We start from the raw sequence: 24,607 nt of genomic DNA on the forward strand, positions 1-24,607 counted from the left end.
GGTTCTGATGTCCGACCCCGTGCGAATCGGAATCGGCGGTCCCGTCGGCTCCGGAAAGACACGCCTGGTGGAGTCGCTGGTTCCGGAGCTGTTCGCAGCCGGGTTCAGCGTTGCGGTGATCACCAACGACCTGGTGACCGACGAGGACGCCCAGCGGGTGCGGCGCAGTGGCGTCATCGACCCGGCGCGGGTTCTGGCCGTCGAGACCGGAGCGTGCCCGCACACCGCGATCCGGGAGGATCCGTCGGCCAACCTTGCCGCCATCGCCCGGTTGTCGGCCACGTTCGACGATCTCGACGTGGTACTGGTGGAATCCGGTGGCGACAACCTCGCCGCGACCTTCACCTCCGATCTGGTGGACTACTGGATCTTCGTCATCGACACCGGAGCCGGTGACGACATCCCACGCAAGAACGGAATCGGCTTGCTGCAGGCAGATCTGTTGGTGGTCAACAAGATCGACCTGGCCCCTTACGTCGGTGCCGACCTCGAACGGATGCGGCACGACTGTGCGGCGGCGCGGCCGGTGAAACCGACGGTGTTCACCGACCTGCGCTCCGGCCAGGGGCTGTCCGACGTCATGACGCAGTTGGTGTCCGGTGCCATGCTGGAGCCGGTGTCGTCGTGATCCCGGCCGGCACGCTGGGGCTACGGGTAGCGGTCGACGGGTCCGGCCGCACCCGCGCTGCGTCGATGCAGCAGCGGTATCCGCAGCGGATGACGACGCCGCTGTACCACGACGAGGCATTTCCGGACGCCGCGATGGTGTGTGTGCAGAGTCCCAGCGGCGGAACATTCTCCGATGACGACCTGCGGACAGACGTCCATGCCGAGCCCGGTTCCCATCTGCGGCTGACCACCCAGGCCGCCACCCAGGTGTTCGCCGGCCGCGGCACCGGCTCCCGCCACCGACTCAGCTTCTGTGTTGCTGGTGCTGCCACGCTGGAGTATCTCCCCAAAACTGTCATCCCGCACAGGGATTCGTCATTCACCCAGGTGATGGACATCGAGGTGGATTCCGCCGGACGCTACCTCGGATGGGAAGCTCTGGCGGCGGGCCGGATCGGTCATGGCGAGCGATACCGCTACCGCAGCTACCGCAGCGCCGTCAGGGTCTCGGTCGACGGCCGCACAGTGGCCCGCGACCTGGTGCTGCTCGAGCCGCCCTCCGCCGCCCGACTGGTCGACGCCGACTATCTCGCGACGCTGATGGTGGTCGCGCCCTCCTTCTCCTCCGGCACACTGTTGTCGGTCGTGCGGTCGGTGCTTTCCGAATCCCCGGTGCGGGGTGGTGCCAGCGAGCTGCCGTCATCGGTGGGAATTCTCGTTCGTTTGACCACCGATCATGCGCCGGATCTGCACCGCACTCAGCAGGCCCTGCTCGACGCCATCCGAGGGAAGGTTCTCTTGTGAACGCCGACGCCATCCTGGGTTACATCACCGACCCCGCTTTCGCCTCCCGTCGTGTGCATCATGTGGACATCGGGTGGGGTGATGCCGTCAAGCCTCGGCAGCTGGTGACTGCCGATACCGGTGTGCGGGTGCGGATCCTGATGCCGCGCGGCACGTTTCTGCACGACGGCGCGGTGATCGCCGACGACGGCGAGCAGGTGGTGGTGGTGCGTCGGCCCGCTGAGCCCGCTGTGGTGGCACGGTTCGACCAGAACGATCCGCGTGCCATGCTTTTGTTGGGGTATGTGCTGGGCAATCAGCATGCGCCCGTCGACATCTCTGCCGACTCGGTGGCAGCACCGCTGTTCACCAGCGCCCACGCGGCCGAGCATCTGCTGGCCGACCTGGGTGTGGTGGGCAAGGTCGCCGACGTGCCCCTGGCTGCCGACGGGTGGTCTCGAACCTCCGCCTCCCACGCCCATTCTCATTCCCATGACTGACAACCCCGCCGCTCTGGCGCTCTGGATGCAGTTGCACGACAGCGCCTTTCCCGCCGGCCGAATGGTGCACAGCAACGGGTTCGAAGAGTGGCTGGCGTTGCATCCCTGCGCGCGCGGTGCGGAGATCGAAGTGTGCGCACTGGACTACCTGACGTTCGCGGTGGCCACGCTGGATGCGACGGTGACGGCGGCGGCCTGGCGTGCGACACCCTCCATGGTGACGCTGTGTGAGCTGGACACCGTGCTCACGTCCTACAAGTTGACGGGCAACGCGCGGTCCGCCTCTCAGACGGCGGGCCGTCAATTGGCGGTGACCGCGCAGCAGGTCGGACTGTGCTCCTCAGACGGATATCTCACGGCGGTGATTGCCGGGTCCACTCCCGGAAACCTCGCGGTGGTGGAGGGTGCCGTTCAGGCCGCGATCGGCGTCAGCGTGCACACCGCGGTCCTGGGTTCGTTGCGGTCCGCACTGGCCGCAGTGCTGAGCGCCGCCGTCCGGTTGGGACGTCTTGGCCCGCTGGAAGCGCAACGGATCCAGGTCCGCAGTGTCGAAGGTGTCGTCGCACTGGCGGACGCCGCCTGCTCGCGTCCGCTCGAAGAGATGGCGAGCACCACCATGCAACTCGAGATCGCCGGTATGCGACACGAGAATCGATCACAGCGGCTGTTCGCCAGCTGAGTTTCTAAGTGGTGGCGAGTCATCGGTATCTGTGGCGTTGGTCGGGGTTGTGTGGTCGATGATGTAGGTGCGCTGGACGGCGGTGACGTCGACGGGGGTTTCGGTGGGGTGGGCGTCGTTGTAGGCGCGCTCTGCCTTGATGCGGTAGGCGCGTTCCCGGGCGCGGTTGCGTCTTCGGTGTTTGGGGATTTTGCCGATCTTGTCCGGCGGGTTCGGTTGCGGTGGTGGGGTGTCGATGGGCGCGCTGGTGGTGCTGATGGTGGGGAAGAACAGGCGGCTGCCCGGCTTGGACGTGTAAGTCCGGCCGCTCGGGGTGGTGAAGATGATGGTGCCATCGGGACGCTGTTCGTCGGACCAGCCGGGCCAGAACGTCTTGCCGAAATGGTGTGTACGGCAATACATTTTTCCTCCGGAGGCATGTGTCTTACCGGCGGGCCACGGTGTCGTGTGATCCCAATCGCAGAACTGCGCCGGCCGATCGCAGTTCGGTCCCCGGCACGTCAGATCCCGGGCTTTGCACCACTGTTCCAGGGCTGCGGAGGCCCGGTAGTGGTCTTCGGGATCGATTCCGGGTGGTGTGAGGTACCGAACCTTGGCGCCTTTGGCGATGAGCGCAGCGACCAGCGCCGCCGGGACTGCGCCGAACCCGACGAGAATGCCCGGCGGCGGATTGACGAACGCAGCGGGTGTGACCGGTCGGTCTTTGTCCGGTGACATCGGTTCGAGGGTGGCGGCTTCGGCTGCGGCGTCGGTGTCGGGTGAAACCGGTTCGGCAGCCGCAGCTTCGGCGGTGTCGCGCTCTGAGTCAGCGTCGACTACAGGCATGTCGACGTGCTGGGACTGTGCAGTCTTACGGCACTCAGCCTTGAAGACCTGCTCGCTGGAGCTGGTGGCGTCGTCTTCGGCGTCCGATGTCGGTGCCTCATCGGGGTGGACACGGGTCCCGTCGGGAAGGACGCGGGTGCCGTCCGGATAGCGAAGGATGACATTCATCGGCCGCTGGTTCGGGTCAGCGGGTAGCGGGCTGTCGCCGTCCAGGAAGGGATCGGGTTCGGCGTCGAGGGTGGCGGCTTCACCGTAGATGTGGACGAACACGTGCGAGGCCCGACCATCGTCATCAACGGCGGGACACGTAGGTGAGCCGCATTCACACGCCAGATGGAGGTATCCGGCGCCGAGCGCGCCGTGGGCATCTGCACGGCGTTGATCCAAGGTCCTGGGATCGTTGGTGCAGACGCCTTGGGCCATGAGGGTGATGCGTTGCCAGTACAGCGCCGCGTCGACACCTTTGAGCCGCACGACGATGGTGGTGACCCCGTCTTTGGTTTCCAGGATGTCGACACCGCGATCACGCACCCGCACCCGCACTGTCCGCAGCGCGGCGGGGTCATACCGGTGGACCCAGACATCGATGGCGTCGTCGAGTTTCTTCACCGACAACCTGCCCCACCCCTCGGCGGCCTCGGCGATGTGGGTTTCCACCTGCGCCAGCAGGTCTGCGTCGACGATGTTGCCGGTGCGGTACACGATGCGCCGGGCGAGGTATTCCGAGATCTGACCGACCAACAGCAAGGCGGCGATCTTCGGCAGCTTGGTCGCCAACGCCACCCCGAGTTCCATATCGCCGGACGCACGCCCGGGTGAGGTTCCGGTGGCCAGGGCGACTTCGTTGGCCGCCGATTTCCAGGCCGCTTCAGTGTCCTCGTCGGTGTCGTGGTCGTCGGTGTAGTTGCGGCGGGTCTTTTCGGCGATGAGCAGGAGTCGGTGTCCGGACGCAGACGCGATCGCCGTGGTCCACTCCGTGATCGCAGTATCCAGCGCAGTGTCACTGAGGCTGGACCGCCCTGCGGAATCGGGAAGATCGGCGAACATGTCCTCACGATATCGACCCGGTCCGACAAGAAATTGTCAGCCAAAACAGAAGTGACAGATGAGAATTCACACCTCGACGAGCGCGAAACCCACGCGAATCCATCGGCGTGTCCACCGGCGACACGCACGCTCGGCAAAACCTGAGGCCTAGAGTTCGGCGGCGATCGCCGAGTTCGCCTCCAGATCACCGGGTTCGGAGCGCAGCGGGCTCAGCACCACGTCCGTCGCACCAGCATCTAGATAGCGGCGCAGGTGCCGGGACACGTCGGCAGCAGACCCGACAGCAGCCAGGTCCGCCACCGACGACACACCCTCGCGGGCGATCACCTTCTGATACGACGGGATGGTTTCGTAGAACGCCAACTGCTCTGCGGCATAGGCCCTTCCGGCGGACTCGTCGTCGGTCACCAGAACGGGCACCATCGCGACCACCTTCGGTGCGGGCCGGCCGGCGGCAGCCTTGACCAGGGTGGGCACGATGAACTCCCCCACTGTGCGGGGGCCCGCCAGATACGGCAGGGTTCCGTCGGCCAGCTCACCGGTGATCTGGAGCGCCTTGGGCCCCATGGCCGCCACGTAGATCGGGATGGATTCGCCGCCGGGCACCGCCACCGGCCATGTCGGGCTGGCCCCGAGTTCACTGCCCCGGAAGTCGACGGCACCGGTATCGAGGATCGACCGCAGCACGGTCAGGTGCTCGCGCAACCGCGTCACCACATTGGGCCACGTCCGGCCAAAGGCTGCCTTTTCGACATCCGGCGCGCCGAGTCCCAACCCCAGGGTGAACTGGCCGTGGGATGCCGCCTGAGCGGTCTGTGCCGCCGCGGAGATCAACAACGGATGTCTCGGGTTTATGGGCACCACCGAGGTGCCGACACCGAGACCGGGCACGGCGGCACCGATCAGGCCGGCCAGAGCGATCGCGTCGATGTCGACCCGCTGGGCTATCCAGATCTGACGGACTCCGGCTTCATACACTCGCCGCGCACGAGCGATGGCGTCATCGACGGTGTTGGCTGCCGTCAAGTCCGGATTGAGCACAACTCCTGTGGCCATGCCTCCGTGCAACCAGGCTCACAGAGCGACTATTTCCGCAGACTCCTGTTGATTCGAAACCTTGCGCAACCATTCACTGGGTGCCATGCCGAACTGGCGGCGGAAAGCCCTGGTGAACGTGCCGGCCTCACTGAAACCGCTGGCACGGCAAGCGTGATGAACCGTCGACCCGCTCCGCAGCAGCGTGCAGGCCAGCTCCAGCCGCTTGCGCCGGATCTCGGTTGCCGGCGACCGACCGTCCTCGGACAGCAGCTGCTGCACCAGACGCAGTGACAGATGAGATTCTCCGGCCAGTACCGCCGGGGTGAACGCAGGATCGCGGAACCTCATGCTCACGTGCGCCAGCAGGCGCGCCCGCATCTCGGCGCGCGACGGCGCGCCGGCGAAGTCCCGGCGGCGGACCGCCATCTGATCGGTGACGTCGGTGAACGACAACAGCTTGGCCCCTCCGTCACCCAGGGGCCGGATGGACCAGGTGACCGGGATGGGCCGCCCGACGCGGGTGAAGAACAGCTCGGGGTGGGAGCCGACATGCGTTCCGCGGTGGTCCACGATCGGGCAGCAGTGTGGGGCATAACGCGACCCGTCCGGTCGCCACTGATGCAGGGTGTCGTGGCTCGGAGCACCGATCACATCACCGACCGAGGCGTAATCGAGCACGCTGACGGCCGCCTTGTTGGCCAAGGCCACCGTGCCATCCGCCTCGATGACCCACAACGGAGTGGGAGCGGCGTCGACGACGGCGGACAACAGACCCGCGTCGACAGTCCCCATGGCATCCGACGCTAGGAGCGCCGAGTTGCGCGGTCTTTCCCCCGCCGTAACACCCTGGTTAACCCGATGCCCCTCTGCGCGAAATGCCGGATGGCGTGCGCGTCCTGCCGTTGTCGCAGCCCAGCTCAAGACGATCCGATGGAGACAACCACGGACAAGGAGAAACTCATGGCGTACGACCCCGCCTCACCGGCGACTGCAGAAATCGAAGCCCGGCGGATTGCCACCGGCCTCACCTGGCAGAAGATCGCCGACCACATCGGACGGCCGCTCGTCTGGACCACCGCTGCGTTGCTGGGCAGCCACCCGGTACCCGCCAAAGAAGCAGCGGCCGTGGGTGAATTGCTCGGCCTGAGCAATGAGACCGTTGCAGCAATCCAGCGCCAGCCCTACCGGACCGCGGACACGTCACTGCAGAGCGACCCCACCATCTACCGGTTCGTCGAGCTGATCAACGTCTACGGTCCCGCCTTCAAAGCGCTGATCCACGAAGAGTTCGGCGACGGAATCATGAGCGCCATCAACTGCAACGTGAATTTCGAGCGCCGGGCGGACGCCGGCGGTGACCGCGTGGTGGTCACCATCGACGGCAAGTTCCTGCCTTACCAGTGGTGAAACGGAGACACTGACATGTCCTATGTGACACCGAAAGAACTCGCCAAACGCATCATCGACGCCGGCGAGGCCAAAGTCTTCATGTCAACGCGCGACACCTTGATCCGCTCCTACATGGCCGGGGCCATCCTGGCTCTGGCCGCCGCATTCGCCGTCACCATCACCGTGAACACCGGCCAACCGCTGCTCGGGGCGGTGCTGTTCCCCGTCGGTTTCTGCATCCTGCACCTACTCGGCTTCGACCTGCTCACAGCCGTTTTCACATTGGTGCCACTGGCATGGCTGGACAAGCGCCCCGGCGTGACAATCGGTGGGCTGCTGCGTAACTGGGGCCTGGTGTTCGTGGGCAACTTCGCCGGCGCCTTCACCGTGGCGGTGCTGATGGCCATCTACTTCACCTACGGATTCTCCGTCGCCCCCGACGCGGTGGGGCAGGCCATCGGCGAGATCGGCCACGGTCGCACCGTCGGTTACGCCGAACACGGTGCCGCGGGCATGTTGACGCTGTTTGTCCGCGCAGTACTGTGCAACTGGATGGTGTCCACCGGTGTGGTCGGCGCCATGATGTCAGACAGCGTGTCCGGCAAGGTGATTGCAATGTGGATGCCGATCATGGTGTTCTTCTACCTCGGGTTCGAACACTCTATTGTCAACATGTTCCTGTTCCCGTCCGGGCTGCTTCTCGGCGGTGACTTCACCATCGGGGACTATCTGGTGTGGAACGAGATCCCCACAGTCCTGGGCAATCTGGTGGGTGGGCTGACATTCGTAGGCCTGGTCATCTACACCACCCACGGCAAGACGCAGCCACCACGCAACCGCGGCAAGGAGTTCCTGCCGTCGGCCACCCAACCCGCGTGACGCCGAGGCCCCCGTCCCGCAGATCTCACCAGGAGATGCGGGATGGGGGGCCCGACCTGGTGACTTCGCCACACATCCAGACGTAGATTGGCGGCGTGAAGACAACCATCGTCGGCAACACCATGCCGATCCTCGAACTCACCCTGGACACCGGTGAGGCGATCGTCGCCGAGGGCAGCGACGTCTCCTGGTTCACTCCGGGTTTCGCCATCGAGACCTCCACCCGTTTCGGATCCGGCGGCCGGGGTGGTTTCATGAGCGGCCTCAAGCGCATGCTCGGCGGGGGTCAGCTGTTCCTCACCCAGTACACCGCGCAGGCTCCGGGCCGGCTGATCGCGTTGTCGACCAACCTGCCCGGCGTCATCCGGGAACTGCGCATCGACCCCGCCGACACCTACATGGTGGGCAACGGCGCATACATGGCCAGCACACCTGACGTCGAGGTGTCGGTGGGGCTGCAGCAGAAGCTGGGCGCCGGCATCTTCGGCGGGGCTGGTGTGGTTTTCCAGAAGCTCAGCGGCAACGGGGTGGCATGGATGCAGGTGGCGGGCGAGCTGGTGGAGTACGACCTGCCTGCCGGCCAGTCGTTCATGGTCCACCCCGGCCACCTGGCCATGTACCGGGCCGAGATGCAGCTGAGCTTCGCCAGCGTCCGCGGGGTGAAGAACAAGATGTTCGGCGACTCACTGTTCATGGCCGAACTGCACGGTCCGGGCCGGTTCTGGCTGCAGTCGATGACCGTCGCCAAGCTGGCGGCCGCCATCGAGCCCTACCTGCCGGACAAAACCAGCGACGGCAACTGATCAGCGTGCCAGCAACATTCAGCTCTTCTTGACCTTCAGTACCTGTTTGCGCAGGCCGTCGGTGGCGGTCTCCATGCCGCCCTTCATCGTCTTCTTGACGAGGAAACCGGGCAGCTTCACCGACAGGTCGATCGACATGTCGAACGTCACGCGGGTCTTGTCGCCGTCGGGGACCAACGTGTAGCTGGCGTCCTGCTGCTTGAGCTGACCAGAGGACACCAGCGTCCAGCTGACCTTGTCTTCGGCCCAGGTGTACTCGATGACCTGCTCATCGGTGAGCCCGGCAGCCTTCACCACGTTCTTGACCTGCTTGGGCTTGCCGTCCGGGTAGGTCTCCAGAATCTCGGAGCGCTGGAACTGCGGCGACCACTCGGGCGTGGACTCGACGTCGGCGATGACGTCGAGGATGTCCTCGGGCGTGGCTTCGATGACGACTTCGCGGGAATCGGTGACTGCCATGGCCCGAACACTAGCGAGCCGCGCTGAGACCCGGTCGCGTTTCCCCCATCGGCACTAGTGTCGAAGACCATGAGCGTGGATATCGATCCGACCCTGGCACCCAGCGGGACCGGCTGTGTGGAATGCGACGAAGCCGGCGGTTGGTGGGTGCATCTGCGCCGCTGCGCGGCCTGTGGCCACATCGGTTGTTGCGACGACTCGCCGATGAAGCACGCCAGCGGTCACTGGCGCGAAACCGGCCATCCGATCATCCAGTCCTTCGAGCCGGGTGAGGACTGGTTCTGGGACTTCTCCACCAATGACTACTACGAGGGTCCGGAGCTGGCGCCGCCCGACTCCCGGCCCGCCGACGAGACGGTGCCTGGTCCTCGCGGGCGGGTGCCGTCCGACTGGTTCGAGCAGCTGCAGCGCCTGCGCGGCTAGGCCGAGTGCTGGTGCAGGCAGATCTCCGCACAGACGGCTTCGATGGCGGGAGCCTGCACCACGATCCGCTTCTTGCGCCACACCCTGGTGCTGGTGGCGGTGAAGGTGACGCAGTGCTGTGCCTCGGCAATCCTGTTGTAGCCGTGTAGCTCTCGGATCGCCACCGTGTCGTCGAAACGGTGCCCCAGGTCGTCGTCGCTGAAACACGCGGTGTAACAGACGGTGAACAGCCAGCTGCGGTCGTCTCGCTGCTGGCTGCGGACGGTCATCCCGTCCCTGCCGATGCTGGCCATGACACGATGGTCCCGCGCGCCGGCGGCGGTCACACGCGTAGTGCGCTACTCGCCCCTCATGGCTTTCTCGAACTCCACACTCATCTTCTCGGCGAACAACGTCACCGCCTTCAGCGGCCGCAACATCACCATGAACTCGTCGATCAGCCCGTCTGGCCCGGTGTGCAGGAAGTCGCAGCCGTTGATCTCCAGCTCCCCCACGCGGGCGGTGAAGATCAACGCATGGTTCTCGGCGTCGCCGAACTCGCGCACATAGGTCAGGTCCTCGAACACCCGTGACACCGCACCGAGGATCACCGCCAGCATCTCGCGGCCCTGGTACGGCTTGTGGGCGATGGGACTGCGGAACACCACGTCGGGTGAACACATCGGGGGATGGCGGCGAAGTCGCCGGCTTCGACGGCGGCGCGGAAGGGGTGCATGTCTCCTACTTGGTCTTGGTCTCGAGTTGTTCCAACAGCTTGAACGACAGAAACGTCATGGGCCCGTGATCGGCGAAATCCGCTGCGACGTTGCCTGCGATCCCGCCTTCCAGCGACAGCTTGCTCAGCAGATCCAGTTTGAGCTGTGCCGACCCCTCACTGAAGTCCAGATCAGCGAGGTCAACCCACACCACATTCGGACGGGTGGTCGACTCGTAGATGTACCGCTTGTTGGTCAGGTCCAGTACAACCTGCCAAATGGTCTGTGATGCATCGGGTTTACCCGGATCGGGGATGCGGAACGGCTGTGCCGCGTTGCGGATCACACTGAACATGCCCGCCACCGCCTCGAGCTGACTGGCCGGTTGCGGCAATCGCGACACGTAGTAGGCAGCTCGAGCGAAGCGGTGTTCGGCCACGGTGTCGCCGGGAAGCGGTAGGTCACCGCCCAGACCCTCCCACTGCTTGAGTAACTCGAGCTGCTGATCGTAGGTGGGAGAGTTGGTCATCACGTGAAAGTCGGGGCTGTGATAGACCGTCGCGTGCCCGCCGATGTACTCGATGACGGCCGAATCGCCGGTTGCGTCGTCGAGCGCGAGATGAATGGTGGGCGGCTCACCGCCCGTGGGGTCGGGCATCTGGATCACCTGAACATCGTTTTTCGTCACCCAGTCAACAGCCTCGGCGACGGTCGCACAGTTGTCGAGAAAGTACTGCAACCAGGTGGCCTGACTCAGCGCCGGACGCGAGTCGTCGTACTGTCCGTACGTCGATTCGGCCAGCCAGAGCACATGGCCGGCCAGCCCCGCCTCGTTCATGCCGTCCACCGAGATCATGTCGAAGGCCGTGGCGATAACGCTTCCGTATTTGGACGTCCACGTCAGCCGGCCCGCAACGCCATCGTCGCGGGTCACGCCCCGCGGCTGCTTCCACAAGTTGGTCATCAGGTCCCGGTGAAAGTCCATGTTGCGTCCAACCAGGACCGCACCGGCGGCATCGGGCCACATCACGCGAGTGCACATGGCCCACACCCTAGTGCGCGTCGAAAAGCAGACGGGCCGGCCACCCGAAGGTGACCGGCCCGCTGCGGGGTATTCAGTTGGCTTGTTACGGAGCGGTCTGCCCAGGAATGCCCTCGTAGGCGATGTCGCCGGTCTCGAGGTTCTTCTTGGTCAGCTCGACCAGGCCGTCGAGGAACTGCTGCCGCTCGGTGACGACGTGCTGGATGGCGACGTCGACGTTGTCCTGGGTGATGGCCGGCATGATGTACACGGGCTCGGTGTTGACGTCTTCGCCCTTGACGATGGCGTTGGCCACGGCCAGACCGGCCGACAGCTCCACGGTGCCGTTCTGCAGCGACGTGCCGATGAACTCACCGCTCTTGACGGCGTTCAGGCCGTCCTCGATGCCGTCGATGCCGACGATCGGCACGTCGGTGCGACCGGCTTCCTTGAGCGCCTGCAGGGCGCCCAGGCCCATGTCGTCGTTCTGCGAGACCACGCCGTCGATCTGCGGGCCGAAGCTCGAGATCCAGTTCTTCATCTTGTTGACGGCCTCGTCACGCTTCCAGTTGGCGGTGTCCTTGGCCAGCACCTTGATGTCCGGGTACTTGGCCAGCACGTTGTCGATGCCCTTGCCGCGGTTGATCTCACCGGAACCACCGAGGGGGCCCTGCAGGATCACGATGTTGCCGCGGCCGCCGAGGCGGTCGGCCATCATCTGCATCTCCTGCTCACCGGCGGCCACGTCGTCGGGCTGCACGTTGCCGGCCAGGTCGGGGGTCTCCAGTGCCGCGTTGACGGCCAGCAGCGGGATGTTCTTCTCCTTGGCCGCTGCCACCTGTGGCGCCAGCGAATCAGCCTGCACCGGAACGACGATGATGGCGTCGACGCCCTGGTTGATCAGGGAGTCCACCTGGCTGGCCTGGGTGGAGACGTCGTTGTTGGCCGAGTTCCACACCAATTCGATGTTGTTGGCCTTGGCATAGGTGTCCATGCCTTCCTTACCGGCGGTGATGAACGAGCTCATGTCGTACACCGTCACACCGATACGGGTGGTGTCGCTGTTGGCGGCGTCGTCGCCGGCACCACAGGCAGTCAGCCCGAGGCCCAGTGCACCGGCAGCGGCGACCGCGCCGATCTTGGTGATCAGTTTCATTGGTTCTCTTTCTCTTTCGTGCTGTCGGTTCGGGGATTACGGGGCGGTCTGACCGGGGATGCCCTCGTAGGCGATGTCGCCGGTTTCGAGGTTCTTCTTGGTCAGTTCAGACAGGCCGGCCAGGAACTCGGCACGCTTGGTGACGACGTGCTCGATGGCGACGTCGACGTTGTCCTGGGTGATGGCAGGCATGATGTAGACGGGCTCTTTGTTGACGTCCTCACCCTTGGCCAGGGCGTTGGCCACAGCCAGACCGGCGGACAGCTCCACGGTGCCGTTCTGCAGCGAGGTGCCGATGAACTCACCGCTCTTGACGGCGTTCAGACCGTCCTCGATGCCGTCGATGCCGACGATCGGCACGGTGCGACCCGATTCCTTGAGCGCCTGCAGCGCACCGAGACCCATGTCGTCGTTCTCGGCCACCACACCGTTGATCTGGTCACCGAAACCGGAGATCCAGTTCTTCATCTTGTTGACGGCTTCGTCGCGCTTCCAGTTGGCGGTGTCCATCGCCAGCACCTTGATGTCCGGGTACTTGGCCAGGACGTTGTTGATGCCTTCGGTGCGCTGCAGCTCGCCAGACTGGCCCAACGGACCCTGCAGGACCACGATGTTGCCGCGGCCGCCGAGCGCGTCGGCCATCATCTGCATCTCCTGCTCACCGGCGGCCACGTCGTCTGGCTGCACGTTGCCGGCCACGTCCGGGCTGTCCAGCGCGGCGTTCACCGGCACCAGCGGGATGCCCTTCTCCTTGGCCGCGGTGACCTGTGGACCCAGCGAATCTGCCTGCACCGGAACCACGATGATGGCGTCGACACCCTGGTTGAGGAAGGAGTCGACCTGGCTGGCCTGCGTCGCAACATCGAGATTGGCCGAGTTCCAGACCAATTCGATGTTGTTGTCCTTGGCGTACTGATCCATGCCCTCTTTGCCGGCGGTGATGAACGAGCTCATGTCGTACACCGAAACGCCGATTCGGGTGGCTCCGCCTTCTCCGCCCGACGCGGAATCGTCACCAGCCCCACATGCGGTCACACCGAGCCCCAGCGCCGCGGCCGAGGCAATGGCGAACATCTTTGTCCCCAGTCTCATCTGCCTTCTCTCCCATATTCTTTCGGTTGGTTGTGTCAGAACTCGTGGAGCGTCAGGTTCTTCGTTTCGAAGACCAGACGTCGATCGCCACGGCGGACACGATCAGCACACCCTTGATCACGTCCTGCCAGTAGGCCGGCACCACCAGGATGTCCAGGCCGTTGTTGAGGGTCTGGATCATCAACAGGCCCAGGGCCGTTCCCCAGATGGAGCCGCGGCCACCCATCAGGCTGGCGCCGCCGATGACGACGGCGGCAATGGCGTCCAGCTCGTAGCCCTGGCCGAGGTTCGGCGGGCCGGAGATGACGCGCGAGGCCAGCATGACGCCGGACAGACCGGCCAGCAGACCCGACAGGGCGTAGACGCTGAAGAGCACGTTCTTGGCGTTGATACCGGCGATCTCGGCGGCGTTACGGTTACCGCCGACGGCGTACACCCGCATGCCGTAAGTGGTGCGCTTCATGACGACGGCCAGCGCGATGATGCCGATGATCATCAGCAGCACGGGGATCTGCAGACCGAGGATCTTGGTGTTGGCGATGGAGCCGAACTCCGCGGGCAGACCGTTGATGGGGGCACCGCCGCCGATCACATAGGCCGCACCCGAGCCCGCCGTCAGGGTGCCCAATGTCGCGATGAACGGTGGAACGTTCAAGCGCGAGACCATCACACCGTTGAGGCAGCCGACCACAAGACCCACCAGCATGGCGACCAGCACAGTCATCCACACCTGGCCGGGGTTGGCTTTGGCGGTGGCCGCACCGGCCATGGCCGATACCGCGATCACCGAACCCACCGACAGGTCGATACCGCCGGTGAGGATCACCAGCGTCTGTCCCAACGCGATGAGAGCGAACGGCGCGGCGGCCACCAGGATGGTAATCAGGTTGTCCGGGGTGGCAAAGCGCGCGCTGCGGTAGCTGAAGTAGCAGATGACCAGCAGCAGGATGATGAACATCGCGTACCGCAATGCCATGGCACCCAGCCAGTCCCGGGAGAAGAGTTTCACCGGCTCACCGGTGACCGGGGACGCCACCGTGGTGGTGCCCCCAGACTCCGGAGCGGTGTCTTCCTTGGTGGTCATGATGCAGCCTCCTGGTTTCCTGTGTCGGTTCTGGCCTCGAGTGCGGTCGCCAGTCGGAACACCGACTCCTGGACCTCCGGATGGTCGAGAGCGTCTCGGTCGAGCTCGCCGACGAGTTCGCCGCCTCGCATGACGAATGCGCGGTGGGACAACCCGACGACTTCCGGCATGTCCGATGACGCCATCAACACGGCCATGCCTTGTTCTGCGAACTCGGTGATGATGCGGTAGATCTCACTGCGGGCACCGACGTCCACACCACGGGTGGGCTCGTCGAGCAGCAGCACGTTGACCGTGCCGGTGAGCCAGCGGGCCAGCACCACCTTCTGCTGGTTGCCGCCGGAAAGTGTGCCTACTTCCTGGGAGAGCCCGCGGCTGCGCAGCCGCACCGACTTCATCACCTCGGAAATCTGTTTGGTACGTGACTTGCCCTTGAGCCAGCCGCCCACCGAGAACGCCGAAAGTCTTGGCAGCGAGCCGTTGTCGAGCACACTCATCGACAGCACCACACCAGAGAGCTTGCGGTCCTCTGGGACCATCGCCATGCCCTCGGTGATTGCCGCCGCCGGGGCGTTGCGCTTGACCAGCTTGCCGCGCACCAGGATCTGACCGCTGTTGGAATGCCGGGCGCCGAAGATCGCCTCGAGCAGTTCGGTGCGTCCCGCGCCCACCAGGCCCGCCAGACCGACGATCTCACCGGCCTTGACGCTGAAGGACACCGGACCGTTGGCACCCTCGACCATGAGGTCCTTGACCTCGAGCACGGTGTCGGTGCCGGGTTCGGGACGATCAGGGAACAGCGCCTCGAGCTCACGGCCGATCATCGCGGTCACGATGTCGTCGTCGGAGACTTCTGCGATGGTCTTGTCCAGGATCAGGCCACCGTCGCGTAGCACCACCACCCGGTCGGCGATGGCGCGGATCTCGGCCATCTTGTGGGTGGTGTACACCATGGCGACGCCGTGTTCGCGCAGCTGGCGCACGATCTTGTACAGGCCCTCGACCTCACGCTCGGAGATCGCCGAGGTGGGCTCGTCGAGCATCACCACCTGCGCTCCCGTGCGTGCTGCCTTGACGATTTCGACGATCTGACGCAGGCCCACCGGCAGGCTGCCCATACGGGCACTCGGGTCGATGGCCACACCGAAAACGGCGAGCGCATCACGGGCCTCGTCGATCATGGCCCTGCGGTTGAGGAACGGCCCGGTCTTGATCTCCCGTCCCACGAACAGGTTTTCGTAGACCGTCATGTCCTCGATGGACGCCAACTCCTGCGGCACAATCGCGACGCCGTGCTTGACGGCGTCCTTGGTGTTCCCGCCGGTGATTTTCGCGCCCTTGACCGTGACGGTGCCGTGGTCGGCGGTGTACTGACCGCTGATGATCTTCATCAGCGTCGACTTACCCGCGCCGTTCTCGCCGGCCAGGGCGGTCACGGTACCCGGCTCCAAGTTCAAGGTGATGCCCTTGAGCACCGGCACCCCACCGAACGCTTTCTGGATGTCTTCGCATTCAAGCAGCGCCGCCATGGCTAGCTCACCTCTCCACCCATGGGGCCCACCGTCACGAGCACTTTGACGTTCTCCGCATCGGCCGACGCGGCGAACGCGTCCGCGGAATGCTCGAAATCGAACTCTGCACTGATGATCTCCTCGATGGGCACGGCTCCCGAGGACAGCAGCTCGATGGCCGCCTCGAAGTCCTCGCGCACGAACATCAGGTTGCCGATCAGGGCCAGTTCACGATCCTGGATCAGGCCCAGCGGTACCGGGGTGGCGCCTTCGGCGACGCCGACGATCATCACGGCACCGCCCTTGTCCACCAGGTCGACGGCCTGGGCCACCGAGCTCTCGCGGGATACACAGTCGATCACGACGGCGGCTGGGCCACCCAGCAGTTCCAACGCCGTCTGAACCGCATCGGGTGCGGTGGGATCGAACGTCCCTGCGGCGCCCAGGCGTTCGGCGCGCGCCCGCTTGGATTCCAACAGATCCGCCACCACGACCTTGGCGCCGGCGTGTTTTGCCGCGAGCAGGACGAACAGGCCGATGGGTCCGGCGCCGATCACCACGACGGGACGGTCCTTGAGGTCGCCGACCGCTTCGGCGGCCCGGCGCACCGTGTGTACCGGGGTGGCCAGCGGCTCGACCAGGATGGCGTGGCGGTCGTCGATTTCGTCGGCCAGCGGGATCAGCCGGTCGATGGCCACGCTGAACGTGTCGGCCAGCGCTCCGGGAGTCTGGCAGCCGAGCACCAGCAGGTCCTTGCAGATGTTGTAGCGGCCGGCCTTGCACTGGGTGCAGTGCCCGCACGCCAGATTGGGCTCCACCACAACGCGTTTGCCGATCCAGGATTCATCGACCCCGTCACCCACCGCGTCCACCACGCCCACGGCCTCGTGGCCGGGGCGGTAGGGCAGGTCGATGAACGGGTGCCGACCGCAGGCGGCGTGCAGGTCCGAGCCGCAGATGCCGACGACGGTGGTGCGCACCCGCGCCTCGCCCGCGGCAGGCTGCTCTTCGTCAACGGTCTCGATGGTGATGTCGTCGAGCGCGCTGACGACAACTCTCCTGTTGGTCGCGCCGCGTCCTACCATGCGGTGTAACCCCCGTCGGCCACCAGCACCGAACCGGTGATGAAGGACGAGGCGTCGCTGGCCAGGAACACCACCGACGGGGCGATCTCCTCAGGCATGGCGTAGCGCAGCATCGGGGTGTCGTCGATCCAGTGCTGCTTGAACTCGGGCCGGTCCACTGGCGCCATCTCGGTCTTGCAGTAGCCCGGGGCCAGTGCGTTGACCCGGATGCCCAGCGGACCCCATTCGGCGGCAAGGGATTTGGTGAGGTGGTGCACCGCGGCCTTGGAGGCGTTGTAGGCCGGCTGCATCTGCGGGCGGTTGACGATCATGCCCGACATCGAGCCGATGTTGATGATGGAGCCGCTGCCGCGCTCACGCATGTGCTTGCCCGCCTCCAGCGAGCAGGCCCACAGCGCCTTGACGTTGAGATCGAACACCGCGTCCCACTCGGACTCCTTCACCGTCCACGACTCGCCGTGGTAGCAGGTGCCCGCGTTGTTCACCAGGATGTCGAGGTGCCCGAGCGCCGAGATGGCGTCGGCGGTCATCGATTCCACGTCCTCGGACTTGGTGATGTCGGCAGTGATGGCGTGGAAGGTGTGGCCTTGAGCAGCCGCTTCCGCGACCACTTTCTCGTTGCGTTCAGCACTGCGGCCGGCGATGGCCACTGTGGCACCCGCCTCCGCGAGCCCGAAGGCGAAAGCCAGGCCCAGGCCCTGGTTGCCACCGGTCACCAGTGCGGTGCGGCCGGAGAGATCGAACGGGGAACGCTTGCTCATGAGGGGTTCACAATCGACTTGAGGCTGGCAGGGTCGGTGTCGCTGTCGAGGGCGTCGGCGACGTGGTCGAGGTCGTAACGCCCAGTGACCATAGCGTCCAGATCCACCGCACCCGAATTGACCAGATGAATTGCCGCAGGCCAGGTATCGGTGTAACGGAAGACGCCGGTCACGGTGATCTCCAGATTGGCGATGTGGCTGACCGGCAGCGGGTACTCGTCGGCACCCATGCCCACCAGCACCACCTTGCCGGCCGGTCCGACGGCCTTGATGCCACTCTGCACCGCCACCGCCACACCGGTGGCGTCGACGAAGGCGTCCACCGGCTCGATGACCGAGACGTCGACGGCGGCGGGGTCGAGCACCTCGGTGGCGCCGAACTTCAATGCCTTCTCACGACGCGACGGCACCAGGTCGGTGACGACGATGCGCGCGGCCCCGAACGCCTTGGCGGCCTGGGCACAGATGACGCCGATGGGACCGGCGCCGGCGATGAGGATCGATGAGCCGGGCACGATGCCGGCCTTGCGCATGGTGGTGATGGCCACCGACAACGGCTCCAGCAGCGCGGCGGCATCGTCGGACATGGAATCCGGTACGGCGTAGGCGAAGTCCTCATCGATGATGACGTAACGGCAGAACGCGCCGTCGATCGGCGGGGTGGCGTAGAACTTCATCTCGGGGCACAGGTTGTAGCGGCCGGCCTTGCACTGCTTGCACCGGCGGCAGGGGTGCTGCGGCTCCACCGCGACCCGCTGACCGATGCGACCGGGGTCGACGCCTTCACCGACAGCGGTGATACGGCCCGACAACTCGTGCCCCAGGATCATCGGGTCGTTGACCACGAAATCGCCGATGCGGCCGTGGCGGTAGTAATGCACGTCCGAGCCGCACACACCCACGGCGGCAACCTCGATCAACACCTGATCGGGGCCAGGGACCGGCACCGGACGCTCCTCGATGACCAGGCTGCCCGGACCGGTCATCACGCTGGCGCGCATGGTTTCGGTAGTTGTCATTTCGCTCCTTCTCCTGATGCTGGTCCGGCGAGCAAGGCTCGGCCGACGACGATCGAACTCGCCCCAGCGGTGACGCACAGTTCTGCTACGGATTCGGTGACGCCGCCGTCCACCGCGACCGGAAGGTCGCCTGCGCACGCCGTCACCACAGCCAATCTGCCGAGCGCACAACGATTTTTGGTGCCCGGTTCGATGAGCATGACCAGCACGCCGTCCGGCCGTGAGGGCCACTGCGGTGCTGATGCTTCGTCGAGCCCATCCCACTCACGCCACAGCGCGATCCACGCCTGGGCCCCGGCGGCGCGGATAGCCGCCGCCCGTTCGTCGGTGAACGCGGCCCATGGCACAAACACCACTGCCGGCCGCACCGCGAGCACGGACTGCAGGATGGTGTCGACGAAATCAGCGGAGCCGATCAGGTGCACCCCGATGCGGGCGGGGTCCACGGTATCGGCGATGCGATTCAGCTCGGTGAGGCTGACGCCGGCGGGCAGACCCTCGGACTCGGCCATGACATCCACGTGGACATCCAGCTGTGCCGCAGAAAGTGCCTGGGCCGCTTCGACTCTGGCTTCAGGAGCGGCGGCATAGACCGAGCCGGCGAGCTGACCGCGAAACTGCTTGTGCCACGGCGCCAACAGTTCTGTGGCCATCATCGGTCCACCCCGTCGATCAGCGTGGACTGCGCCACCGTGGCCCAGCGCGTCCGCAGCGCGGCGACATCGCGACCACTCTTGCGTGGTGTGGCGGCGCCCAGCACCGGCGGCTGCCAGCGTTTGGCCACATCGATCAGGGTGCCGACACCGCCGCCCGCCAACACGGCCGCCGCCTGGACACATGCGCCGCGGGCGGTGGCCTCGTCGGCGTCGAGGGTGATGACTTCTTCGCCGGACAGGTCCGCCAGCAGTTGGCGGGTGGCCTTGGAGCGGGCGCCACCACCGACGGCGGTGATGCCGCTGGAGAATTCGACGCCCCCGGCCCGGAGATGATCGCGCCCGCTGAGCAGGGAGAGCAGCGGCCCTTCGACAAAGGCGCGGGCCAGTTCTTCGCGGCTGGTGTGCGAGGTGAGGTCGACGAAAGCACCATGTGCGTCAGGGCGATTGGGCTTGCGCTCACCGTCGAAGAACGGCACCAGCACCGGCCCCTGGGTATCGCCGGCGGCGAGCGCCAGCTGTTCGAGGCCGGCCAGGTCGGTGCCGAGCAGACGCGCGGCGAGGTCACCGACGCGGGCGGCGTTGAGCGTGCTGACCAGAGGCAGGAAACCGCCGGTCAGGTCCGCAACACCGTCGATCATCCCGGTCGGGTCGAACACCGGGGTTCGCGAGGACGTGGCGACGACGCCCGAGGTGCCGATGCCGAAGTACTGGTCACCGTCGGTGAGCCCGAGGCCCAGGTAGCCGGCGTGCTGGTCGCCGCCTCCCGGTGCCACCACCACACCCTCGGGGAGGCCGAGTTCGGCGGCGGCGGCCGGGCGCACGGTGCCCGCGATGTCGGTGGGGCCGAGCACTGTCGGCAACTTGGGCGCCCAATCACGGTCGCCTGCAGCCAAATCCAGGTATTCGGTGATCCACTGGCCGTTGCCCGCGTCGAAGTAGCCGGTACCGGAGGCCTCCGAGCGATCGGTCACCCGCTCACCGGTCAGCCAGTACGTCAGGTAGTCGTGCGGAAGCAGGATGGTGGCGATGCGGTCCATCAGTTCCGGCTCGTGCTCGGCCACCCAGGCCAGTTTGGCGATGGTGAACGCGGCCGTGGGTACCGAACCGATGCGCTGCACCCAGTTCGCGGCGCCGATGCGCTCGGTCAGCTTTGCCAGATTCGGAGCACCGGTGGTGTCGTTCCACAGCTTGGCCGCCCGCAACGGCTGGCCTGCGGCGTCCAGAAGCACCAGGCCGTGGCACTGCGCGGCCACCGAGATCGCGCGCACCACAACCGGTTCGGCACACCCGGCCAGCGCGGCTCTGGTGGCCGCGATGAATGCCGCAACCCAATCGAGTGGGTGCTGTTCACTGCTCGGCGGGAAGGCGGGGGGATGCGGCGCGGACCCGGCGCTGTAGAGCCGCCCGGTGTCCGCGTCGCGCACCTCGACCTTGCACGACTGCGTGGACGAATCCACGCCCAGGACAACAGAAGACGTCATACCCGCACCACCGGCGCGGACTCGTCCCCCGGCTGCACCCCGCGGTGTCCGACACCGCCTGCGGGGTGGCTCTCGACGACATCGGCCAGGGTGTGGCCGCGCATGGCCATGGTGACCACGGACAGCGCATCACCCCAGGCACCGACGGCCAGAGTGCTGGCCATCGCGATCATGTCACCGGGGTCGGCGTCCGGCGGAGTGGCGGGCAGCGCGGCCACCGTGGTGGCGGCCAGCGCGAACGGCGACTCGGGGTTCTCGGTGAGGGCCACGACGTCGATACCGCGCTGCACGAACTTCGCGGTCAGGTTGGTGAGTTCACTGGATCGGCCGGTTTTGGAGATGGCGAGCACCAGATCGGAGGCGGTGACAGCACCCATCCCGCCGTGCAGGGCGTCCATGGCGGGCAGATACACCGAGGGCGTTCCGCACACCGACAGCAGGTGCGCCAGACGCTCGGCCATGATGCCCGAGGTGCCCGACCCGGTGGTGACGATCTTGCCGGGGGTGGCCACCACCCGGCGAGCCACCTCGGCGACTCCTGCTTCCACGGCGCCCACGAGCGCCGACAGCGCCCGGGACTCCCGGGACAGCACATCACCGGCCAACGCGGCCAGCTCTGTGTCGTCCATGCTCATTTGATCTCTCCGATACTCAGATGATCTTGTGATCCAGATCATGCAGGGCCTATGCTCATATGTCAATACGCCTGCACATATGAGCAGAGCGGTGGGATATGCGTCAATTTCGCGGCTTACACTGCGTCGATTGAGCTCAATGAGAATCTCCGAGGAGGGCATCGATGGGGCCGGATGAGCTGTTCCAACGTGCCGTCATCGCGCGTCGCTACTACCTCGAAGGCCGGACTCGCATCCAGATCGCCGAGGAGTTCGGCATCTCCCGCTTCAAGGTGGCCCGCGAACTCGATGAGGCACTGGCCTCCGGGATGGTCCAGATCACCATCCACAACCCCGGCTCCATCGACGTCGAGCTGTCCACCGAGCTGCAGCGGCGGTTCAACCTCCGTCACGCCTATGTGGTGCTGACCGACGAGAACAGCCCGGCCGAACGGGTGGACGCCGTCGCCAAGGCCACAGCCCAACTGCTGCAGTCGATCCTGCGCCCCGAAGACGTCATCGGCGTCGACTGCGGACGCACCCTGACCAAGATCGCCGACCACATCACCGCGCTGCCCCGCGCCGACGTCGTGCAACTGACCGGCATGGCAGGCACCCTCACCTCCAACGGGGTCGACCTGGTACGCCGCATCACCGAGATCAGCGGCGGACGATCCTGGCCCATGTACGCACCGCTGGTGGTCTCCGACGCGCGCACCGCCGAAAGCCTCACCGGCACGCAGCAGATCCAGGAGACCCTGGCCCGGCACAACAAGGTGACCTGCGCCGTCGTCTCCGTCGGCGCCTGGTATCCCGGCGCCTCTCAGGTCTATGAGCTGCTGACCCCGGAGGAAACAACCGAACTCGGTCAGGCCGGGGTGTGCGCCGAGACCTGCGCGCTGCTGCTGGACTCCGACGGCGTGCGGGTTTCCGGCCTCGACGAACGCCGGATGGGCGTCGACGAGGCAATCCTGCGCTCGATCCCCACTGTCATCGCCTTGGCGACAGGCTCGTCCAAGATCGCCGCCACCCGATCGGTCCTGATGTCCGGACTGATCAAATCGTTGGTCACCGACGCCGAAATCGCCTCCGCGGTGCTGGCATCATGACCGTCGAAAACCGCCGCAGAAACAACAGATTGGTGCAGCTATGTCACGGCAGTCCGTAGACCTCGATTTCCGCCTCGATGGCCGCGTGGCCCTCGTCACCGGTGGAGCCTCGGGAATCGGCGCCGCCATCGCCTCCGCCCTGGCCGCCAAAGGCGCCACCATCGCCGTCGCCGACCTGGGCGACCCGACCGATGGCAGCCGCGGATTCCATTGCAATGTCGCCGATCCCGCATCGGTGGCGCAGACCGTCGACGCGGTGATCGAGGCGTTCGGCAAGATCGACATCCTGGTCAACAGCGCGGGCATCGCCCGACTGGCCCCGGCCGAGGAACTCTCACAGAAATTCTGGGACGACACCATCGCCGTCAACCTCAGCGGCACATTCCAGATGAGCCAGGCCGTCGGTAAGCACATGCTCGCCGCCGGCCGCGGGGTCATCATCAACATGGCCTCGCAGGCCGCCACCGTCGCCATCGACGAGCACGTCGCATACTGCGCGTCCAAGTTCGGCGTCGTCGGTATCACGAAAGTCCTTGCCGCAGAATGGGCCGGGCGTGGAGTGCGGGTCAACAGCATCTCCCCCACCGTCGTGCTGACCGACCTGGGCATCAAGGCGTGGGACAACCCCAAAGGTGACGCGCTGAAGAAGCTGATTCCGACCGGCCGGTTCGCCTACCCGGACGAGATCGCCGCCGCGGCGGTGTATCTCGCATCGGACGCGGCCGGCATGGTCAACGGTGCCGACCTCGTGATCGACGGCGGGTACACCATCACATAGGTGGGTACTCGGACCAGATGAAAAAAGAGAATGCTGAAAACGACGTGATCAGCGATCCGGGCAAGGGCGCTGACGACCGCACCGACTGGGCCGACGAAGGTGGCGCCACACCGGAAGGGCCGGCCACCGACCCCGACGACGCCTGACCCTCAAACCGGAAGGGCAGGCCACCGACCCCGACGACGCCTGACCCCATGACGAAATCAGTGGCCGCCCTGAACTCCGGGGCGGCCACTGGGGGTTATTTCGTCTGTGGAGTCAGCCGTGGGGGGCTTCCTTGATCATCGTGTCCTCGTTGCCCACGATCTGGCAGTAGCCCTGGGCAGCCACACGGGTGGCCGTGATCTCCAGGTTCGACGGGTCGGTACCGTTCTCGTCCTTGAGCATCTTGCTCACCGACTCGTTCTGGTCCTTCTCCTCGGCGGTGAGGAAGTCCTTGCACTTGGTGTCCCCACCCTGGTTGATCACCCCGCCCGAACAACCGCTGAGCAGAGCTACCGCGGCCAATCCTGATGCCGCGAACATCACCAAGCGCACCATGTGCACACCTCCCGAGTCGTGTTACGGCCCCTTTAATTGCCGTAAACACGCGGGGTCAAACCTGTGAATCGTGGACTGTGATGAGCCCGTGACGTCAGTAGCCCCGCGATTGCCATGTGCGCTGGTGGCGGTGATCAGACGGAATTGCCCGACATCGAGCTTTCAGAACTACTACAGGCTTGTGGCAGGGAACCTCGCCGAAGGTGATGGCAGCGCAACGGACGCCACCGACGAACTTGGTGGCCAGGGCCGGGATCGAACCGGCGACCTTCCGCTTTTCAGGCGGACGCTCGTACCAACTGAGCTACCTGGCCGGAAGGCAACCGAAATGCCTCACGTCGCAAACTTGCGACCCTGACGGGACTCGAACCCGCGACCTCCGCCGTGACAGGGCGGCGCGCTAACCAACTGCGCCACAGGGCCTTGCTTACCTGCGTGTACTGCTTGCTCCGACGTTACCGCCGACGCGTACCCCCAACGGGATTCGAACCCGTGCTACCGCCGTGAAAGGGCGGCGTCCTAGGCCACTAGACGATGGGGGCCTAAATCCGAATCTCTCCGGGGCCTCACG

29 protein-coding genes and 3 tRNA genes are annotated in these 24,607 nt (G+C 65.7%); 11 read left to right on the forward strand and 21 right to left on the reverse strand.

The window, feature by feature from the left end; genetic code table 11:
- Nucleotides 1-7: 7 nt before the first annotated feature.
- Genes ureG through BVC93_RS07960 form a run of 4 tightly spaced genes read left to right on the forward strand, consistent with a single transcriptional unit; the run spans nt 8 to nt 2,571 of the window.
- Nucleotides 8-628, forward strand: a complete 621-nt coding sequence (gene ureG, locus BVC93_RS07945) for an urease accessory protein UreG (protein WP_083736695.1) — start codon at nt 8-10, stop codon at nt 626-628.
- Nucleotides 625-1,413 carry an urease accessory protein UreD gene (locus BVC93_RS33510; RefSeq protein ID WP_236950290.1) on the forward strand — a complete coding sequence of 263 codons (789 nt, stop codon included), beginning with the start codon at nt 625-627 and terminating at the stop codon, nt 1,411-1,413. Before ureG ends, BVC93_RS33510 begins: the two co-directional genes overlap by 4 nt.
- Entirely contained in the window at nt 1,410-1,892 is a 483-nt protein-coding gene (locus BVC93_RS33515; protein ID WP_192860223.1) for an urease accessory protein UreE, read from the forward strand. Before BVC93_RS33510 ends, BVC93_RS33515 begins: the two co-directional genes overlap by 4 nt.
- Entirely contained in the window at nt 1,885-2,571 is a 687-nt protein-coding gene (locus BVC93_RS07960; protein WP_083736698.1) for an urease accessory protein UreF, read from the forward strand. Before BVC93_RS33515 ends, BVC93_RS07960 begins: the two co-directional genes overlap by 8 nt.
- Here the strand turns inward: BVC93_RS07960 and BVC93_RS07965 are convergent.
- The 3 genes from BVC93_RS07965 to BVC93_RS07975 form a co-directional block, all read right to left on the reverse strand.
- Nucleotides 2,548-4,443 (reverse strand): DUF222 domain-containing protein, encoded by a 1,896-nt coding sequence (locus BVC93_RS07965; RefSeq protein ID WP_083736699.1) that lies wholly within the window; start codon nt 4,441-4,443, stop codon nt 2,548-2,550. The two genes, BVC93_RS07960 and BVC93_RS07965, sit on opposite strands and share 24 nt — an antisense overlap.
- Before the next feature lie 147 nt (nt 4,444-4,590).
- Nucleotides 4,591-5,499 carry a TIGR03564 family F420-dependent LLM class oxidoreductase gene (locus tag BVC93_RS07970; protein WP_083736700.1) on the reverse strand — a complete coding sequence of 303 codons (909 nt, stop codon included), beginning with the start codon at nt 5,497-5,499 and terminating at the stop codon, nt 4,591-4,593.
- Between the two features lie 18 nt (nt 5,500-5,517).
- Entirely contained in the window at nt 5,518-6,273 is a 756-nt protein-coding gene (locus BVC93_RS07975; protein WP_083736701.1) for a helix-turn-helix domain-containing protein, read from the reverse strand.
- Between the two features lie 168 nt (nt 6,274-6,441).
- On the opposite strand from BVC93_RS07975, the gene cynS reads away from it, so the two are divergent.
- The 3 genes from cynS (at nt 6,442) to BVC93_RS07990 (ending at nt 8,552) form a co-directional block, all read left to right on the forward strand.
- Nucleotides 6,442-6,888 carry a cyanase gene (gene cynS / locus BVC93_RS07980; protein ID WP_083740888.1) on the forward strand — a complete coding sequence of 149 codons (447 nt, stop codon included), beginning with the start codon at nt 6,442-6,444 and terminating at the stop codon, nt 6,886-6,888.
- A 15-nt stretch (nt 6,889-6,903) separates the two neighbouring features.
- Nucleotides 6,904-7,749, forward strand: a complete 846-nt coding sequence (locus BVC93_RS07985) for a formate/nitrite transporter family protein (protein ID WP_083736702.1) — start codon at nt 6,904-6,906, stop codon at nt 7,747-7,749.
- Between the two features lie 95 nt (nt 7,750-7,844).
- Nucleotides 7,845-8,552, forward strand: a complete 708-nt coding sequence (locus BVC93_RS07990; protein ID WP_083736703.1) for an AIM24 family protein — start codon at nt 7,845-7,847, stop codon at nt 8,550-8,552.
- Between the two features lie 18 nt (nt 8,553-8,570).
- On the opposite strand, the gene BVC93_RS07995 is transcribed toward BVC93_RS07990, so the two are convergent.
- Nucleotides 8,571-9,011, reverse strand: coding sequence for an SRPBCC family protein (locus BVC93_RS07995; protein ID WP_083736704.1), 441 nt, complete (start codon nt 9,009-9,011; stop codon nt 8,571-8,573).
- Between the two features lie 69 nt (nt 9,012-9,080).
- Between BVC93_RS07995 and BVC93_RS08000 the strand changes: the two genes are divergently transcribed.
- Nucleotides 9,081-9,434: a UBP-type zinc finger domain-containing protein gene (locus BVC93_RS08000; RefSeq protein ID WP_083736705.1), complete on the forward strand. Its 354-nt coding sequence runs from the start codon at nt 9,081-9,083 to the stop codon at nt 9,432-9,434.
- Here BVC93_RS08000 and BVC93_RS08005 read toward each other — a convergent pair.
- From BVC93_RS08005 to BVC93_RS08065, 13 genes are all read right to left on the reverse strand, one after another.
- Nucleotides 9,431-9,727 (reverse strand): hypothetical protein, encoded by a 297-nt coding sequence (locus tag BVC93_RS08005; protein WP_157516817.1) that lies wholly within the window; start codon nt 9,725-9,727, stop codon nt 9,431-9,433. The genes BVC93_RS08000 and BVC93_RS08005 overlap by 4 nt on opposite strands.
- Before the next feature lie 45 nt (nt 9,728-9,772).
- Nucleotides 9,773-10,096 (reverse strand): nuclear transport factor 2 family protein, encoded by a 324-nt coding sequence (locus BVC93_RS08010; RefSeq protein WP_197687535.1) that lies wholly within the window; start codon nt 10,094-10,096, stop codon nt 9,773-9,775.
- Nucleotides 10,097-10,154: 58 nt separating this feature from the next.
- Nucleotides 10,155-11,171 (reverse strand): linear amide C-N hydrolase, encoded by a 1,017-nt coding sequence (locus BVC93_RS08015; protein ID WP_083736707.1) that lies wholly within the window; start codon nt 11,169-11,171, stop codon nt 10,155-10,157.
- 85 nt (nt 11,172-11,256) lie between these two features.
- A complete protein-coding gene (xypA, locus tag BVC93_RS08020; RefSeq protein ID WP_083736708.1) occupies nt 11,257-12,306 on the reverse strand; it encodes a sugar ABC transporter xylitol/L-sorbitol-binding protein XypA in 1,050 nt (349 codons plus the stop codon).
- A 36-nt stretch (nt 12,307-12,342) separates the two neighbouring features.
- Entirely contained in the window at nt 12,343-13,398 is a 1,056-nt protein-coding gene (locus BVC93_RS08025; protein ID WP_083736709.1) for a substrate-binding domain-containing protein, read from the reverse strand.
- Nucleotides 13,399-13,450: 52 nt separating this feature from the next.
- Nucleotides 13,451-14,482 carry an ABC transporter permease gene (locus BVC93_RS08030; protein WP_083736710.1) on the reverse strand — a complete coding sequence of 344 codons (1,032 nt, stop codon included), beginning with the start codon at nt 14,480-14,482 and terminating at the stop codon, nt 13,451-13,453.
- Nucleotides 14,479-16,011 carry a sugar ABC transporter ATP-binding protein gene (locus tag BVC93_RS08035; protein ID WP_083736711.1) on the reverse strand — a complete coding sequence of 511 codons (1,533 nt, stop codon included), beginning with the start codon at nt 16,009-16,011 and terminating at the stop codon, nt 14,479-14,481. Before BVC93_RS08035 ends, BVC93_RS08030 begins: the two co-directional genes overlap by 4 nt.
- 2 nt (nt 16,012-16,013) lie before the next feature.
- Nucleotides 16,014-17,078, reverse strand: coding sequence for a zinc-dependent alcohol dehydrogenase (locus BVC93_RS08040; protein WP_083736712.1), 1,065 nt, complete (start codon nt 17,076-17,078; stop codon nt 16,014-16,016).
- Entirely contained in the window at nt 17,072-17,839 is a 768-nt protein-coding gene (locus BVC93_RS08045) for an SDR family NAD(P)-dependent oxidoreductase (RefSeq protein ID WP_083736713.1), read from the reverse strand. The genes BVC93_RS08040 and BVC93_RS08045 overlap by 7 nt, the downstream gene beginning before the upstream one ends.
- On the reverse strand, nt 17,836-18,858 hold the full coding sequence (locus tag BVC93_RS08050; protein ID WP_083736714.1) for an NAD(P)-dependent alcohol dehydrogenase: 1,023 nt from the start codon (nt 18,856-18,858) through the stop codon (nt 17,836-17,838). Before BVC93_RS08050 ends, BVC93_RS08045 begins: the two co-directional genes overlap by 4 nt.
- Nucleotides 18,855-19,514 (reverse strand): ribulose phosphate epimerase, encoded by a 660-nt coding sequence (locus BVC93_RS08055; RefSeq protein ID WP_083736715.1) that lies wholly within the window; start codon nt 19,512-19,514, stop codon nt 18,855-18,857. Before BVC93_RS08055 ends, BVC93_RS08050 begins: the two co-directional genes overlap by 4 nt.
- Nucleotides 19,511-20,995, reverse strand: a complete 1,485-nt coding sequence (gene xylB, locus BVC93_RS08060) for a xylulokinase (RefSeq protein ID WP_083736716.1) — start codon at nt 20,993-20,995, stop codon at nt 19,511-19,513. The genes BVC93_RS08055 and xylB overlap by 4 nt, the downstream gene beginning before the upstream one ends.
- Complete coding sequence (locus BVC93_RS08065; protein ID WP_236950291.1) at nt 20,992-21,624, reverse strand: SIS domain-containing protein; 633 nt, start codon at nt 21,622-21,624, stop codon at nt 20,992-20,994. The genes xylB and BVC93_RS08065 overlap by 4 nt, the downstream gene beginning before the upstream one ends.
- Before the next feature lie 170 nt (nt 21,625-21,794).
- Here BVC93_RS08065 and BVC93_RS08070 point away from each other — a divergent pair, with 170 nt between their 5' ends.
- The 3 genes from BVC93_RS08070 to BVC93_RS34490 are packed head-to-tail and all read left to right on the forward strand — an operon-like array spanning nt 21,795 to nt 23,642.
- Complete coding sequence (locus BVC93_RS08070; protein WP_083736718.1) at nt 21,795-22,718, forward strand: sugar-binding transcriptional regulator; 924 nt, start codon at nt 21,795-21,797, stop codon at nt 22,716-22,718.
- Between the two features lie 40 nt (nt 22,719-22,758).
- A complete protein-coding gene (locus tag BVC93_RS08075) occupies nt 22,759-23,496 on the forward strand; it encodes a GolD/DthD family dehydrogenase (RefSeq protein ID WP_083736719.1) in 738 nt (245 codons plus the stop codon).
- 17 nt (nt 23,497-23,513) lie between these two features.
- Nucleotides 23,514-23,642 (forward strand): hypothetical protein, encoded by a 129-nt coding sequence (locus tag BVC93_RS34490; protein ID WP_257788987.1) that lies wholly within the window; start codon nt 23,514-23,516, stop codon nt 23,640-23,642.
- A 112-nt stretch (nt 23,643-23,754) separates the two neighbouring features.
- On the opposite strand, the gene BVC93_RS08080 is transcribed toward BVC93_RS34490, so the two are convergent.
- The 4 genes from BVC93_RS08080 to BVC93_RS08095 form a co-directional block, all read right to left on the reverse strand.
- On the reverse strand, nt 23,755-24,036 hold the full coding sequence (locus tag BVC93_RS08080) for a hypothetical protein (protein ID WP_083736720.1): 282 nt from the start codon (nt 24,034-24,036) through the stop codon (nt 23,755-23,757).
- A 237-nt stretch (nt 24,037-24,273) separates the two neighbouring features.
- Nucleotides 24,274-24,350, reverse strand: a tRNA-Phe gene (locus BVC93_RS08085).
- A 35-nt stretch (nt 24,351-24,385) separates the two neighbouring features.
- Nucleotides 24,386-24,459: transfer RNA gene (locus BVC93_RS08090), tRNA-Asp, on the reverse strand.
- Between the two features lie 46 nt (nt 24,460-24,505).
- Nucleotides 24,506-24,578: transfer RNA gene (locus BVC93_RS08095), tRNA-Glu, on the reverse strand.
- Nucleotides 24,579-24,607: the final 29 nt, after the last annotated feature.

Origin of the sequence: Mycobacterium sp. MS1601, from assembly GCF_001984215.1 — a bacterium.
Classification (GTDB): Bacteria; Actinomycetota; Actinomycetes; order Mycobacteriales; family Mycobacteriaceae; genus Mycobacterium.